This is a genomic window from Deltaproteobacteria bacterium, from assembly GCA_026712905.1.
Lineage (GTDB): Bacteria > Desulfobacterota > Binatia > UBA9968 > JAJDTQ01 > JAJDTQ01.
This window is the reverse complement of the sequence record JAPOPM010000038.1, coordinates 75,782-89,543: the sequence shown is the minus strand read 5'-3', so window position 1 is coordinate 89,543 and position 13,762 is coordinate 75,782. Positions and strand designations below refer to the sequence as shown.

General features: G+C 64.1%; 13 protein-coding genes. 12 read left to right on the top strand and 1 reads right to left on the bottom strand.

The features are described 5' to 3' along the window. The coding region (locus tag OXF11_03070) for a Gfo/Idh/MocA family oxidoreductase (GenBank protein ID MCY4486082.1) at positions 1 to 598 on the top strand (598 nt) is incomplete at its 5' end. 48 nt (positions 599 to 646) lie between these two features. On the opposite strand, the gene OXF11_03065 is transcribed toward OXF11_03070, so the two are convergent. Continuing rightward, the gene (locus tag OXF11_03065; GenBank protein ID MCY4486081.1) at positions 647 to 1,705 is read right to left on the bottom strand and encodes a 3-deoxy-7-phosphoheptulonate synthase; all 1,059 of its coding nucleotides are present in this window, start codon (positions 1,703 to 1,705) and stop codon (positions 647 to 649) included. Positions 1,706 to 1,849: 144 nt separating this feature from the next. On the opposite strand from OXF11_03065, the gene mnmE reads away from it, so the two are divergent. The 11 genes from mnmE to atpD all read left to right on the top strand — a co-directional run bounded on the left by mnmE (position 1,850) and on the right by atpD (position 13,762). Next, positions 1,850 to 3,217, top strand: a complete 1,368-nt coding sequence (mnmE, locus tag OXF11_03060; GenBank protein ID MCY4486080.1) for a tRNA uridine-5-carboxymethylaminomethyl(34) synthesis GTPase MnmE — start codon at positions 1,850 to 1,852, stop codon at positions 3,215 to 3,217. Between the two features lie 188 nt (positions 3,218 to 3,405). Then, entirely contained in the window at positions 3,406 to 5,283 is a 1,878-nt protein-coding gene (gene mnmG, locus OXF11_03055) for a tRNA uridine-5-carboxymethylaminomethyl(34) synthesis enzyme MnmG (protein ID MCY4486079.1), read from the top strand. Positions 5,284 to 5,373: 90 nt separating this feature from the next. Further along, positions 5,374 to 6,039 (top strand): 16S rRNA (guanine(527)-N(7))-methyltransferase RsmG, encoded by a 666-nt coding sequence (rsmG, locus tag OXF11_03050; protein ID MCY4486078.1) that lies wholly within the window; start codon positions 5,374 to 5,376, stop codon positions 6,037 to 6,039. A gap of 138 nt (positions 6,040 to 6,177) precedes the next feature. Beyond that, entirely contained in the window at positions 6,178 to 6,963 is a 786-nt protein-coding gene (locus OXF11_03045) for an AAA family ATPase (protein ID MCY4486077.1), read from the top strand. Continuing rightward, positions 6,950 to 7,813: a ParB/RepB/Spo0J family partition protein gene (locus OXF11_03040; GenBank protein ID MCY4486076.1), complete on the top strand. Its 864-nt coding sequence runs from the start codon at positions 6,950 to 6,952 to the stop codon at positions 7,811 to 7,813. Before OXF11_03045 ends, OXF11_03040 begins: the two co-directional genes overlap by 14 nt. 340 nt (positions 7,814 to 8,153) lie before the next feature. Next, the gene (locus tag OXF11_03035; protein MCY4486075.1) at positions 8,154 to 8,582 is read left to right on the top strand and encodes an ATP synthase F0 subunit B; all 429 of its coding nucleotides are present in this window, start codon (positions 8,154 to 8,156) and stop codon (positions 8,580 to 8,582) included. Next, positions 8,579 to 9,121, top strand: a complete 543-nt coding sequence (locus tag OXF11_03030) for an ATP synthase F0 subunit B (GenBank protein MCY4486074.1) — start codon at positions 8,579 to 8,581, stop codon at positions 9,119 to 9,121. Before OXF11_03035 ends, OXF11_03030 begins: the two co-directional genes overlap by 4 nt. An 89-nt stretch (positions 9,122 to 9,210) precedes the next feature. Further along, positions 9,211 to 9,747, top strand: a complete 537-nt coding sequence (atpH, locus tag OXF11_03025) for an ATP synthase F1 subunit delta (GenBank protein ID MCY4486073.1) — start codon at positions 9,211 to 9,213, stop codon at positions 9,745 to 9,747. Positions 9,748 to 9,767: 20 nt separating this feature from the next. Further along, positions 9,768 to 11,276 (top strand): F0F1 ATP synthase subunit alpha, encoded by a 1,509-nt coding sequence (gene atpA, locus OXF11_03020; protein MCY4486072.1) that lies wholly within the window; start codon positions 9,768 to 9,770, stop codon positions 11,274 to 11,276. Further along, on the top strand, positions 11,277 to 12,134 hold the full coding sequence (gene atpG, locus OXF11_03015) for an ATP synthase F1 subunit gamma (protein MCY4486071.1): 858 nt from the start codon (positions 11,277 to 11,279) through the stop codon (positions 12,132 to 12,134). Between the two features lie 224 nt (positions 12,135 to 12,358). Continuing rightward, positions 12,359 to 13,762 (top strand): F0F1 ATP synthase subunit beta, encoded by a 1,404-nt coding sequence (gene atpD / locus OXF11_03010; protein MCY4486070.1) that lies wholly within the window; start codon positions 12,359 to 12,361, stop codon positions 13,760 to 13,762.

Below are 13,762 nucleotides of genomic sequence, written 5' to 3'. Positions count from 1 at the left end.
GCCCTCGGACCGGACCTGGCAGAAGGACAAATCCCTGGGCGCCAGCACCTTGAACATCCCGGGGGGCCATACCATCGATGCGCTGCGCTTCATCGTGGGCGATTTCAGCTCCGTGTCCGCCGTGGTGAGCACCCAGGCGCGGCAGTGGTACGAGACCGACACGCAACGCTACGTCGACGTCGACGCCCCGGACAACGTGCTGGTGAGCGGGCGGTTGGCCAACGGCGCGGTGGCCTCGGTCTACGTGGCCGCCGTACCCTGGAGCGTGTCCGGCTACCGCATGGAGATCTACGGTCGCGAGGGCACGCTGGTGGCCTCCTCCGGCAACACGCCGCAACTCCTGGCGGTGCGCCTTCAGGGAGCCAAGGCCGGCGGGTCCGGCCTCGAGGAGCTGGAGGTGCCGGGCGAGTACGTCACCGCGCCGGCGGAGACCCCGGATAAGGAACCCAAGAACGTTGGCGAAATGTACGTGAGATTTGGGGAGGCCATCCGCAACGGCACCGGCTGCGAGCCCGATTTCAATACGGCCGTGGACTTGCACCGGCTCGTCGACGCCATCACGGAGGCGTCGGAAGAAGGCCGGGAGGTGGCCCTGTAAGCTCCTCGGGAACGATCGCGCGGCGGAGACGGGAACTGTTCGACGATGCTACGCGCGCCGCGCCGCCGCGGCGCGGGCGAGGTCTTCGAGCATGGGGACGGTGGTTTCCCAGTCGATGCAGGCGTCGGTGACGCTCTGGCCGTAGGTGAGAGGGGTGTCGGGCTTGATGTCCTGACGGCCGGCGACGAGGTGGCTTTCCATCATCACGCCGCAGATATTGTCGGAACCCGCGGCGACTTGGGCGCACACGTCGGCGCATACTTCGGGCTGGCGCCGATAATCCTTCTGGCTGTTGCCGTGGCTGCAGTCGACGAGGACGCGGTTTGGCAGATCGGCGGCGCGCAGGGTTTCCGCGGTCTTGTCGATCACGCCGCGGTCGTAGTTGGGTCCGGCATTGGAGCCGCGCAGGATGACGTGGCAGCTTGCGTTTCCGGACGTGGAGATGATCGCGGCGATTCCCTGATCGGTGACGCCGAGGAAATGGTGCGGGTGGCACGCGGCGCGGACGCCGTCGATGGCGATCTGGATCGAGCCGCCGGTGCCGTTCTTGAAACCCACCGGCATCGACAGGCCCGAGGCCAGCTCGCGGTGGACCTGGCTTTCCGCGGTCCGGGCGCCGATGGCGCCCCAAGAGACGAGGTCGGCGGTGAACTGCGGGCTGATGGTGTCGAGGAACTCGGAACCCGCCGGCACACCCATGTTCGCGAGCTCCAGCAAGAGCCCCCGGGCAACCCTTAATCCCTTGTTTATATTAAACTTTCCGTCGAGGTTGGGGTCGTTGATCAGCCCCTTCCAGCCGACCGTGGTGCGCGGCTTTTCGAAGTAGACGCGCATGATGATGTAGAGGTCGTCGGCGAGGCGGTCGGCTTCCCGTTTGAGACGGCCGGCGTACTCGAGAGCCGCATCCGTATCGTGAATGGAACAGGGACCCGCGATCACCAGCAGTCGCCCATCCTGTCCGTTGAGGATGTTATCGATCTGGTGCCGCGCCTTGGTCACCGTGGCCGTCGCCTGGTCGGTAATCGGCAGCTCCTCGTTTACCAGGATCATTGGCGGCACCAGTGGGCGCAGGGTTTCGACTCGGAGGTCGTCGGTGGTCCGTTCCATGGCGTTAAGTGGTGTATCTAACACAGTATTCCAGGATAGGCGAATACGCGGCGCCGGTGTCGTCGGCGGGACGGCGAAGCGGACGCACGATGCCGCCGGATAGGATATAATGTTGCAGGCGAGCGGAGAGCGGAGGCGTTCCTGATGTACCGGGCGGATACCATCGCGGCGGTGGCGACGCCCCCTGGCGAAGGGGGAGTGGCGATGGTGCGCTTGAGCGGACCGGATGCCGAGCGCATCGGACGGGAAATCCTTGCGCGGAAGGACGCCGACTGGGAATCACACCGCCTGTATCACGGGAGGGTGCGGGACCCCGGCAACGGCGCCGTGGTGGACGAGGTGATGTTTGCCTTCCTGCGGGAGCCCAGGAGCTATACCGGCGAGGACACCGTCGAGATCCATTGCCACGGGGGTCCGTACGTGGTGCGGCAGGTGCTCGGTCTGGCGCTCGGGCGCGGAGCGCGGCACGCGGACCCAGGGGAATTTACCAAGAGAGCGTTCTTGAATGGTCGATTGGATTTGGCGCAGGCCGAGGCAGTGCTGGATCTGATCCGGTCACGTACCGACAAGGCCGCCGGGATCGCCCTGGGCCAGATGGACGGCGGCCTTTCGCAGGAGGTCCAGTCTCTTCGCGAAGAACTGGTGGATACGCTCGTACAGGTGGAGGCGGCCATCGACTTCCCGGAGGAAGAGATCGAGCTGCTGCAGCGTGAGGCGTTGGGCCGGAAGGTCGCGGAGGTCGTCGCCAGGGTTTCTTCCCTCGCCGACAGTTACGAATGGGGCCGCTTGATCCGCGAGGGAGTACGGGTGTGCATCGTGGGGCGGCCGAACGTCGGCAAGTCGAGCCTGCTGAACGCGCTGCTGGGGGTTGACCGAGCCATCGTGACCTCTACGCCGGGGACCACACGTGACTTCATCGAGGAGACCGTGAACCTCAACGGCTTGCCCGTGGTACTGTGGGACACGGCGGGTATCCGGGACAGGACCGAGGGCGTGGAGCAGATTGGCATCGACGTGACGTTGAAGCGGCTCGCCGAGAGCCAGGGATGCATGCTGGTCCTCGACGGGTCGGCGGCGCTGGCCGCGGAAGACATGGACGTGATGGAGCGGGTGCGAGGAATGGCAGGCCTCGTGGTCGTCAACAAGTGCGACCTGGAGCAGCACATCGACCGTACGGCGGTGTCCGGCCGTGTCCCCGGTCTGCGGCAGGTGGCGGTGTCGGCTTTGACGGGACAGGGGTTGGACGATTTGAAAGAGTCCCTGCGGGACTGTTTCCTGGACTCGGCGGCGGAGCCGGAGATCGTGGTGACGAACGTGCGTCACAAGGCGGCCCTGGACCGGGCCAGGGAGAGTCTTGTGGAAGTGCATCGTGCCATCGAGCAGGGCCTTCCGCCCGACATTGTGGCCGTGGACCTGCAGGAGGCGCGGGACAGTCTTGAGGAGATCATCGGTACCGTGACCAATGAGGACATCCTCGACCGTATTTTTTCGCAGTTCTGCATCGGCAAGTAGCGCGGGAGCTCCGGCACCAAGTGCCGATGAGGTGCCACGGCCCCGTTCGGCCTGAGCGAAGCGAAGTCGAGGGCCGCCGAACAGTTCCGCAGGCACCATGGTTAGAGCGTGGAAGTCGGACACACAATTTGTCACAATCGGTGTCGTCCCAAGTCATTCAGCAAAGGATGTTTCACGTGAAACAATCGCTGGGAGGAGCCGGCAGAATCTATGACGTCATCGTCGTAGGCGCCGGGCACGCAGGCATCGAAGCCGCGTTGGCGGCCGCACGCATGGGTTTCGACACGTTGATGTTGACGCTCAACCTGGACCATATCGGCCAGATGTCCTGCAATCCGGCCATCGGAGGCATCGGAAAGGGCCACTTGGTCAAGGAAATCGATGCGCTTGGCGGCGAGATGGCCCGGGCCATCGACGAGACCGGCATCCAGTTTCGCGTGCTGAACACCAGGAAGGGGCCGGCGGTCAGGGCATCCCGCGCCCAAGCGGACAAGGCGCTCTACCGCCAGCGGATGAAACGGGTAGTAGAGCGGTGTGAGAACCTCATCCTCAAACAAGCCAGCGTGGAACGGCTGGTATGCCGCGATGGCGAAGTCGTAGGCGTGGAGACCCAGATCGGAGAGGTGTTCGAAGGCAAGAGGACGATCTTGACCACCGGAACCTTCCTGCAGGGGTTGATCCACGTCGGCGACCGCAACTATTCGGGGGGTCGAGCCGGGGATTTCGCCGCGCAGGGACTCAGCAAGTCCTTGAGCGAGCTCGGTTTGCGCCTGGGACGCCTGAAAACCGGCACTTGTCCACGTTTGCACGCCGATTCCATCGACTACTCCAAGCTGCATATTCAGCATGGAGACGAGAACCCCGTGCCGTTTTCGTTCGGCACGGCGCGGATCGAGCAGAAGCAGGTCCCCTGCCACGTTACCTACACCAACCCGTCGACACACGACATCATTCGGGCGGCCATTCACCGTTCGCCCATGTACTCGGGGGTGATTCAGAGCCGGGGACCGCGCTATTGTCCCTCCATCGAGGACAAGGTCGTACGTTTCGCGGACAAGCAGCGCCACCAGATCTTCCTGGAACCCGAGGGGTACGACACGGTCGAGGTCTATCCTAACGGCATCTCCACGAGCCTCCCGCTCGACGTCCAGGTGGAAATGGTGCACAGCATCCAAGGTCTTGAAAACGCGGAGATCATGCGGCCGGGCTACGCTATCGAGTACGACTACGTGGAGCCCACTCAACTGAAGCCGAGTCTGGAGACGAAGGCCATTGGCGGTCTGTACCTGGCCGGGCAGATCAACGGAACCACCGGATATGAGGAGGCCGCCAGTCAAGGCCTTATGGCGGCCATCAATGCGTGTCTCAGCCTCAGGGGCGAAGAGCCGCTCATTCTTTCCCGTGACCAGGCGTATATCGGCGTCCTGATCGACGACTTGGTCACCAAGGGGACGGACGGGGAGCCCTACCGGATGTTCACTTCCAGGGCCGAATACCGGCTCCTGCTTCGGGAGGACAACGCGGACCTTCGGCTTACCGACTTGGGCTCTCGCATCGGATTGGCCACTCCAACGGCCCACGATCGCACGGTCCGAAAGCAGCAACAGATCGCGGAGTGGACCGGGAAACTGGAAACCATCCGCGTCAATCCGTCGCCAGCCGTCCAGGAACAACTCAAGAGCCTGGGAACGGCGCCCATTCGCAACATCACGCCGTTGGCGCAACTCCTCCGTCGTCCGGAGATTACGTTCGCGGACCTGCAGGCCTTCGACGCCGATGTGACGGAGGTGCCATCCGATGTGGCCCTGCAGGTGGAAGTGTCAACAAAATACAGTGGTTACGTGGATCGCCAGGCACAGGGATTGAAGCGGTTTCAGAAGCTGGAGAACGTGGCCCTTCCGGTGGACCTCAATTACGCAACCATCGACGGGTTGTCGCGCGAGATCAAGGAAAAGCTCACACACGTACGGCCACGCTCTCTCGGCCAAGCCTACAGGATCGCGGGGGTCACCCCGGCCGCCATCTCGGTGCTTTCGCTGTATCTCTACAAGTTGAAGGCCGGTTGAGGGGAGGCCTCGTGTCTTGCGCCACAAGCTTCTTCGTGGCGGCAAGACACGAGACCTCTCCACGGTGCCTGCAACCAGGTGTGGTGACCGGTGCCCTGCAAAGAACTCTCCAGCGCAGAGCAACTCTTGATCGACGGCGCGAGATCCTTCGATCTGGCGTTGTCAACTCAACAGGTCGCCGGCTTCGCCAGCTATCGATCTCTACTGTCCGTATGGGGCGCCCGACTCAACCTCACCGCGATTCGTGAAGACCCGCTGGTCATTCGACTGCATTTCCTTGACTCCCTCGCGGTCGTGCCGCTCTTGAGTCATACCGACGCAATCGTGGACATCGGCAGCGGAGCGGGTTTCCCGGGGATCCCCATCAAGCTTGTTTCACCGGAGAAGCCGGTATATCTGGTCGAACCGCGCCGCAAACGTGCGAATTTTCTGCGACACGTTATTCGGGAACTCGACTTGACGAATGCCCACGTCATCGAGAGTCGTGCCGAGGACCTGCCTACCGAAGGCCTGCCCCCGATAATGGAAACCGTCACCCGCGGGTTCTCCGATATCCCCGGCTTCGTAAAGGCAAGCGGCCGACTTCTCGGTCCGAACGGTACGGGCGTTCTCATGCAAGGCCCCAAGGGCCCCTCCGTCTTGGATGACCTTCGCGGCTTCCTTTCCCGCCATGGATTCGACGAAGGCCGGACCGTTCGATTCTCTCTCCCATTCGGGAGCGAGCAAAGGACCGTGCTTACCTTCAAGAAGGTGTAGGGGAGACGCACTCTCTTTCGCTTCGTCCCGAGGTCATTGTTTCACGTGAAACATGCGCTACACTTCCTTTCGAAGTCTTGGCGTGTTACATTCCCGGAGTACCCGGAAATCTCTTAACCCATTGAATATTAAAGAGTTTTGAGCAGGATAATCGCCATAGCCAATCAGAAGGGCGGGGTCGGTAAGACCACCACGGCCGTGAATCTTGGCGCCTCCCTGGCGGTCGCGACCAAACGCACCCTTTTGGTGGACATGGATCCCCAAGGGAACACCACCACGGGGTTCGGGGTCGACCGCGGGGCTCTCAACAAGAGCATCTACGACGTGATGATCGAGGACTGCTTCGCCACCGAGGCGCTATGCGCAACGGAACTGCCCCTTTTGTTCCTCTTGCCGGCCGACCGTGACTTGGTGAGCGCCGAGTTGCAGTTGATGGACATGGAAGACCGTTTCGGCCGGCTCCGGGACGCCCTGGAGACAGTAAAAAACCGGTTCGATTACATTCTGCTGGATTGTCCCCCTTCCCTGGGTTTGCTCACCCTCAACGCCTTGGTCGCGGCGGACTCCCTGTTGGTGCCGCTTCAGTGCGAGTACTATGCCCTGGAAGGCCTCAGCGCCATTCTTGATACGATGAAGCGTATCCAGGACGCGTACAATCCGAAGTTGCAGCTTGAGGGGATCGTTCTCTGCATGTACGACGCCCGCAGCAATCTATCGGCGCAGGTAGCGGCGGATGTCCGCGACCATTTTCCTGAACAGTTGTTTCAGACCATCATCCCCCGGAACGTCCGCCTGAGCGAGAGTCCAAGCCACGGCAGGCCCGCCCTGCTGTACGACCCCCGGTCCAAGGGGGCACAGGGTTACCTGGGCCTTGCGGCCGAAGTAATGGATCGTCGGAAGGAGTCCACGCATGCAGAAGCCTAGACTGGGCCGGGGTCTTGACGCCCTGCTGCCGAAGAGCACCCCGACGGTCCGGGAATCCGCCCCGGAGCCTGGGCCGATGACGGTGCATCCCTCCTTGATCATCCCCAATCCGAATCAACCCAGGCGGATCTTCGACGAGGCCAGGATCGACGAGCTGGCAAGATCCATCGAGGACAGCGGCATCCTGCAACCCCTCGTCGTGCGCACGAGCTCCAACGGCTACGAGCTCATCGCCGGCGAACGCCGCCTGCGCGCGGCCCAGCGCTTGGGACTCCCGGAAGTACCTGTAATCATTCATGAAACCGTAGATCCGAACACCCTCCTCCTGGCGTTGATCGAGAACCTTCAGCGCGAGGACCTGAATCCCATCGAGGAAGCCGCCGCTTTCGCCGAGTTGCAGGAACAGTTCAACCTGACCCAGGAACAGGTCGCCGGAAAGGTCGGCAGGAGTCGTTCCGCGGTGGCGAATTCGCTGCGACTTCTGTCGCTGCCCGACGACATCAAGCAACACGTGGCCCGCGGTGAGTTGCCCGCCGGCCAGGCCCGTGCGCTCCTCGCCCTGGAAAACCGCGCCATGCTCGCGGCAGCGGTGCGTGAAGTCATGGCCAAGGACCTGTCCACGCGCGAGACCGAAGCCTTGGTGAAGCGGCTCAAGAGTGAAAAACGCCCCAAGACCGAGCATCGACTGGACCCCGACCTCGCAAATCTGGTCGAAACCCTGCAGCGCCGCCTCGGCACCCGTGTCCGGCTCATGCACCGCGCGCGCGACGGCAAGGGCAAGCTGGAGATCGAGTACTACTCGCAGGACGACCTGGGACGGATCACGGACATGGTGATGGGCAAGGGCTAGTGAGAAACCGGGTCATGCGGTCCACGCTTTGACAAGGTCAGGCTCGGATGTTATAGACCACTGCCGTGGCAGGCAGTTGAATGAGGTTCGCCTCCCTCCGGCTGCACGCGCCGATCCATCAAGCACGGTCCGTTTGGGCCGTGTTTCGTGTAACTAGTGGGATTATCGGGGCTTTTCCTTTGCCGGGGGCTTCGGGCCGTGGTCACGGCGAGACGCTACCGGCCAACGTGGAAAGGGAACGACACGCCGCCTGACGGCATTCGGTTCACGCCATCTCAGAACTCCGGACGGCCCGGGCTGTTGGTCCGCGTCCGGTGTTTTCAGCAACCCAACGCGTAGCATGATCAGCGTAGACTTTTCCTTGGTGGTCCAAATCGTCCTGTTCCTGATCCTGTGGAGCATTCTGCGCCGCGTGCTCTTCGGGCCGGTGGGGCGTCTGATGGCGGAGCGGGAGCGCCGGACGGAGGGCGCGCACGCGGAGGCGCGTACCTTGTCCGACGAAGGCAAGGCGCTGCAGGAACAGTACGACGCCGCCATCGCCAAGGCGCGGGCGGAAGGGGAAGCCATCAAGGGCGAGATCCGGGAAGAAGCGCTCAGGGCACGCAACGTCATCCTGTCACAGGGGCGTGACGCGGCGACGCAAAAGATCCAGGAGATTCGCGAAGAAGTTCGCAAGGAGATGGACGCGGCGCGCGTGGTCGCTGCGAGCAACGCCGAGGCGCTAGCGGAAGAGATGGCGGAGAAGGTGCTGGGGCGGAGGCTGTCATGACCGTCGTAAGCGAAATGTTCGTGTCCGTGGCGTGGGCCGCGACCGGCGGCGAGGCCCATGTGCCGTCCATTACCGAACTCATCTTCCCGCTGATCAACTTCCTGATCTTCGCGTATCTGGTCAAGCGCTTCGGCCTTCCGATCATCAGAGACCATCTCAAGCAGCGGCGCGAAGGCATGATCGCCGCGGTGGATACGGCCCAGAAGGCCAAGGCAGAGGCCGACGGATACGTTCGGAGCTATCAGGAATTATTGAAGGTTCTCGACGAGGAGTGCGATCGGATACGGGCTGGGCTGAGGGCCGAGGGCGAGCGCGAACGTGCACGGATCGTGGCCGAAGCCGAGGAGTCCTCCGCCAAGCTGATGGCCGACGCGGACTTTCTGGCGGAGCAGGAGGTCAAGATGGCGCGCCAGCAGATCCGCGCCGAGATGGCCTCCCAGGCCGAGGCAGCCGCGATACGGCTGCTCCGGCAGCACATGGCCGCCGCCGACCAGGATCGCATGGTGCAAAGCTTCTCCGAGCAGATCCAGGAGCTTTGACGCCGAGCCGGGAAACCCGCCGCGATGCCGCGGCGCAACGGAGTCGCTCCGCGGACAGCCGAGAGGACACCACACCAAGTCTATAACCGATGACTGCAGGAAAGATCAGCCGCCGCTATGCCAGGGCGATCTTCGAGCTCGCCGCCGGCCGGGAGGAAGCCGTCGCAGCGGAAATCGACGGATTTCTCAAGGTGTACGCGCACCCCGAACTCAGGCATGTGCTGGGCAACCCCGCCTTCGACGTGGAGCGACGCAAGCAGATCGTCGCCGAACTGGCCGGACGGATGGGACTGTCCGATCTGACCACCCACTTCGTCTTGCTGCTGTTGACGCGGGAACGGATGGACGGGCTTGCGTCCATAGCGAGCCATTACCACAGCCTGCTGGACGAGGCGCGCGGACGCGTCAACGCCAAGGTCCTCGTCTCCCAGCCCCTGGCCGACGAGCAGCGCGAGAGCCTCGGGTCCGTGGTGAGTGGCATGACCGGCAAGACCGCCGTCCTCACCGAGGAACTGGATCTGTCCATACTCGGCGGCATCATCGTCGAGGTAGGCGGCAAGGTCTATGACGGGAGCGTGCGCACCCAGCTTCACAGCCTCAGGCAGAACATCGAGAGGACCTACTAAACAGTCCAAGGGAGCCAGCCATGGAAATCGGCACCGCCGAGATAACCAGCATCATCAAGAAACAGATCGAAGACTACGACAAGGCCGTCAAGGTCGAGGAAGTGGGCACGGTGCTGTCCACCGGCGACGGCATCGCGCGTATCTACGGTCTGGACAACGCGGCGGCGGGCGAGTTGCTGGAGTTTCCCAACGACGTGTACGGCATGGCGTTGAACCTCGAGGAGGACAACGTCGGCGCCGCGCTGTTCGGGGACTCGCACCTGATCAAGGAAGGCGACCGGGTCAGCCGCACGGGCCGCATCGTCGAGGTGCCCGTGGGTGACGCCCTGCGCGGCCGGGTGGTCTCTCCGCTCGGCGAGCCCCTTGATGGACGCGGACCCATCGAGACCGATCAACGGCGCCGGGTCGAGATCAAGGCGCCGGGCATCGTCGCGCGCCAGCCGGTCACGCAGCCGCTGCAGACGGGCCTCAAGGCCATCGATTCGATGATCCCCATCGGCCGGGGCCAGCGTGAGCTGATCATCGGCGACCGGCAGACCGGCAAGACCGCGGTGTGCCTCGACACCATCATCAACCAGAAGGGCGGCGACGTCACCTGTATCTACGTGGCCATCGGCCAGAAGCGTTCCACGGTCGCGCTTGTGGTGGACGAGCTTCGGCGCGCCGGCGCCATGGATTACACCATCGTGGTGGCGGCCACGGCCTCCGAGTCCGCGCCGCTGCAGTACATCGCGCCCTACAGCGGCTGCACCATGGGCGAGTACTTCCGCGACAACGGCCAGCACGCGCTAGCCATCTACGACGACCTTTCCAAGCACTCCGTGGCCTACCGGCAGCTCTCCCTGCTGTTGCGCCGGCCGCCGGGACGCGAGGCCTTCCCCGGCGATGTCTTCTACCTGCACTCCCGGCTGCTGGAGCGCGCGGCCAAGTTGAGCGACGATCTGGGCGGTGGTTCGCTGACGGCCCTGCCGATCATCGAGACCCAGGCGGGTGACGTCTCCGCTTACGTCCCCACCAACGTCATCTCCATCACCGACGGCCAGATCTACCTTGAGACCGACCTCTTCTACTCGGGCGTCCGTCCGGCCATCAACGTCGGCCTCTCGGTTTCCCGTGTCGGCGGCAACGCACAGATCCGCGCCATGAAACAGGTCGCCGGCGGGCTGCGGCTGGACTTGGCCCAGTACCGTGAAATGGCCGCGTTCGCGCAGTTCGGCTCGGACCTTGACGCCGCCACCCAGCGGCAGATCGCCCGCGGCAGCCGGCTCGTGGAGATCCTCAAGCAGGGGCAGTACGAGCCCATGCCGGTGGAGCGGCAGGTGCTCATCATCTACGCCGGCACCAACGGCTTCGTCGACCAGGTCGCTCCCGAGAACCTGCAACGATACCAGAGCGAGTTGTTCGAGTTCGTGGAGTCGAAACACCCGGACCTGTTGCCGGCCATCGTCGAGAAGGGCCAGATCGACGACGACGTCAAGGCGCGGGTCGAGAAGGCGTTGCAGGAATTCAACCAACGGTTCGAAGCGTAAGTGCCCTCCCTCAAGGACATAAGAAAACGCATCGCCTCGGTCCGCAACACGCAGCAGATCACCAAGGCGATGAAGATGGTGGCGGCGGCCAAGCTGCGCCGGGCGCACGACGCCGCGGTGGAGTCGCGCCCGTACGCCGAGAAGATGCGGGAACTCCTGGCCAACCTGTCCGCGCGGGTCGCCGAGGACAGTCATCCGCTGCTGGTCGCGCGCGAGGAGAAGCGTATCGACGCGGTCTTCGTCACCACCGATCGCGGCCTGTGCGGCGGCTACAACAGCAACCTTTTCCGCCTGGCGCAGAACTTTCTCCAGGATCATCCGGAGCAGGAAGTGTCGTTCAGGTTCGTCGGGCGCAAGGGCGCGGACTTCTACCGCCGTCGCGGCAGGAGCCCCATGGACGACTCCCCGGTGACGTGGAATGCGCCGCCGGAGGAGATCGCGGCGGCCGCGGCCGGCCGCTTCATCGGCCGCTACCTGCGGGGCGAGTCGGACGGCGCGTACATCCTGTACAGCGAGTTCCACTCGGCCCTGTCGCAGAAGCCGACCGTGGCCCGTCTCCTCCCCGTGGCGCCCGCCAAGGTCGACGAGGACCAGCACCTGACCGAGTACCTGCTCGAGCCGGGCATCGGCGACCTGCTCTCCAACCTGCTGCCCAAGAGCGTGGAGGTGCAGATCTACCAGGCCCTGCTCGAGGCCGTCGCGGGCGAACACGGCGCCCGCATGACCGCCATGGAGTCCGCCACCAGCAACGCTTCCGACCTGATCAGCCTCCTGACGCTCCAGATGAACCGGGCGCGGCAGGCGGCCATTACCACGGAGCTGCTGGAAGTGGTTTCAACGGCAGAGGCGCTGGGCTGACGTGTGGAGACGGGTTTCGACCCCGCGCACGTGACTCCCGTGAACGAAGAACACGGGCCACGGGGCACTAAGGCAACGGCGAAAGGTCTGCCTTTGACCGAGCCGACAATCAAGAATGAGGAGCAGCCATGGCTGTCACGAAGGGACGGTCTCCGCGCAAGCGTGGCCGTGAGGCAGGGAAAACGATGAAAACCGAGACCCCGGCGGAAGTGCCGGCCGTGAGAATGGGCAAGATCACGCAGGTGCTGGGCGCGGTCGTCGACGTCGCGTTCTCCGACGGCCAACTGCCGCCGATCTACAACGCCATCAAGCTCAGCAACCCGGCCATCGACGAACGCGAGTGGAACCTCGTTCTGGAAGTGGCCCAGCATCTGGGCGAGAACACGGTCCGTTGCATCGCCATGGACGCCACCGAGGGGCTCGTGCGCGGCATGGACGCCATGGATACGGGGGCCGGCATCAGCGTACCCGTGGGCGAGAAGACCCTGGGACGCATCCTGAACGTCGTCGGCGAGCCCGTGGACGAAGGCCCGCCGGTGGAGGCGGAAAAGCGGTCTCCCATCCATCGGGACGCGCCGCCCTTCGAGGACCAGGTGACCCAGGTCCAGGCGTTCGAGACCGGCATCAAGGTCGTGGACCTGCTGGCACCCTACGCCCGCGGCGGCAAGGTCGGCCTGTTCGGCGGCGCCGGCGTCGGCAAGACCGTCATCCTCATGGAGCTCATCAACAACCTGGCCATGAAACACGGCGGCTACTCCGTGTTCGGCGGCGTGGGCGAGCGCACCCGTGAAGGAAACGACCTCTGGCTTGAGATGAAGGAGTCCGGCGTCATCGACAAGACCACGCTCGTGTACGGGCAGATGAACGAACCGCCCGGCGCCCGCGCGCGCGTGGCGCTGTCGGCCCTGACCATGGCCGAGCACTTCCGGGACGAAGAGGGCCGGGACGTCCTGCTCTTCATCGACAACATCTTCCGTTTCACCCAGGCCAACTCGGAGGTCTCCACGCTGCTGGGTCGCATGCCGGCCGCCGTGGGTTACCAGCCTACCCTTGCCACCGACCTGGGTGAGCTGCAGGAACGCATCACCTCCACGCGCAAGGGCTCGATCACGTCGGTGCAGGCCATCTACGTGCCCGCCGACGACCTCACCGACCCGGCGCCGGCCACCACCTTCTCCCACCTGGACGCCACCACGGTGCTGTCGCGGCAGATCGCCGAGCTGGGCATCTACCCGGCCGTGGATCCGCTGGACTCCACCTCGCGCATTCTCGACCCCCGTGTGGTGGGCGACGAACACTACGACGTGGCGCGGCAGGTGCAGGCCATTCTCCAGCGCTACAAGGATCTGCAGGACATCATCGCGATCCTGGGCATGGACGAGTTGTCCGAGGAGGACAAGCTCACGGTGTCCCGGGCGCGGAAGGTGCAGCGTTTCCTGTCGCAGCCCTTCCACGTGGCCGAGGTGTTCACGGGCACCCCGGGCGTGTACGTCGAGCTCAAGGACACCATCGAGGGCTTCAAGGCCATCGTCGCCGGCGAGCACGACGACCTGCCCGAGCAGGCCTTCTACATGGTGGGCACCATGGAAAGCGCCATCGAGAAGGGGCGCAGGCTCGCGAGCGAGTAG

What these genes read in the sequence shown, in the direction of transcription:
- OXF11_03065 (MCY4486081.1), bottom strand. Translation starts at nt 1,705, where the DNA reads ATGGAACGGACCACCGACGACCTCCGAGTCGAAACCCTGCGCCCACTG.
- mnmE (MCY4486080.1), top strand. Translation starts at nt 1,850, where the DNA reads ATGTACCGGGCGGATACCATCGCGGCGGTGGCGACGCCCCCTGGCGAA.
- OXF11_03040 (MCY4486076.1), top strand. Translation starts at nt 6,950, where the DNA reads ATGCAGAAGCCTAGACTGGGCCGGGGTCTTGACGCCCTGCTGCCGAAG.
- OXF11_03035 (MCY4486075.1), top strand. Translation starts at nt 8,154, where the DNA reads ATGATCAGCGTAGACTTTTCCTTGGTGGTCCAAATCGTCCTGTTCCTG.
- OXF11_03030 (MCY4486074.1), top strand. Translation starts at nt 8,579, where the DNA reads ATGACCGTCGTAAGCGAAATGTTCGTGTCCGTGGCGTGGGCCGCGACC.
- atpH (MCY4486073.1), top strand. Translation starts at nt 9,211, where the DNA reads ATGACTGCAGGAAAGATCAGCCGCCGCTATGCCAGGGCGATCTTCGAG.
- atpA (MCY4486072.1), top strand. Translation starts at nt 9,768, where the DNA reads ATGGAAATCGGCACCGCCGAGATAACCAGCATCATCAAGAAACAGATC.
- atpD (MCY4486070.1), top strand. Translation starts at nt 12,359, where the DNA reads ATGGGCAAGATCACGCAGGTGCTGGGCGCGGTCGTCGACGTCGCGTTC.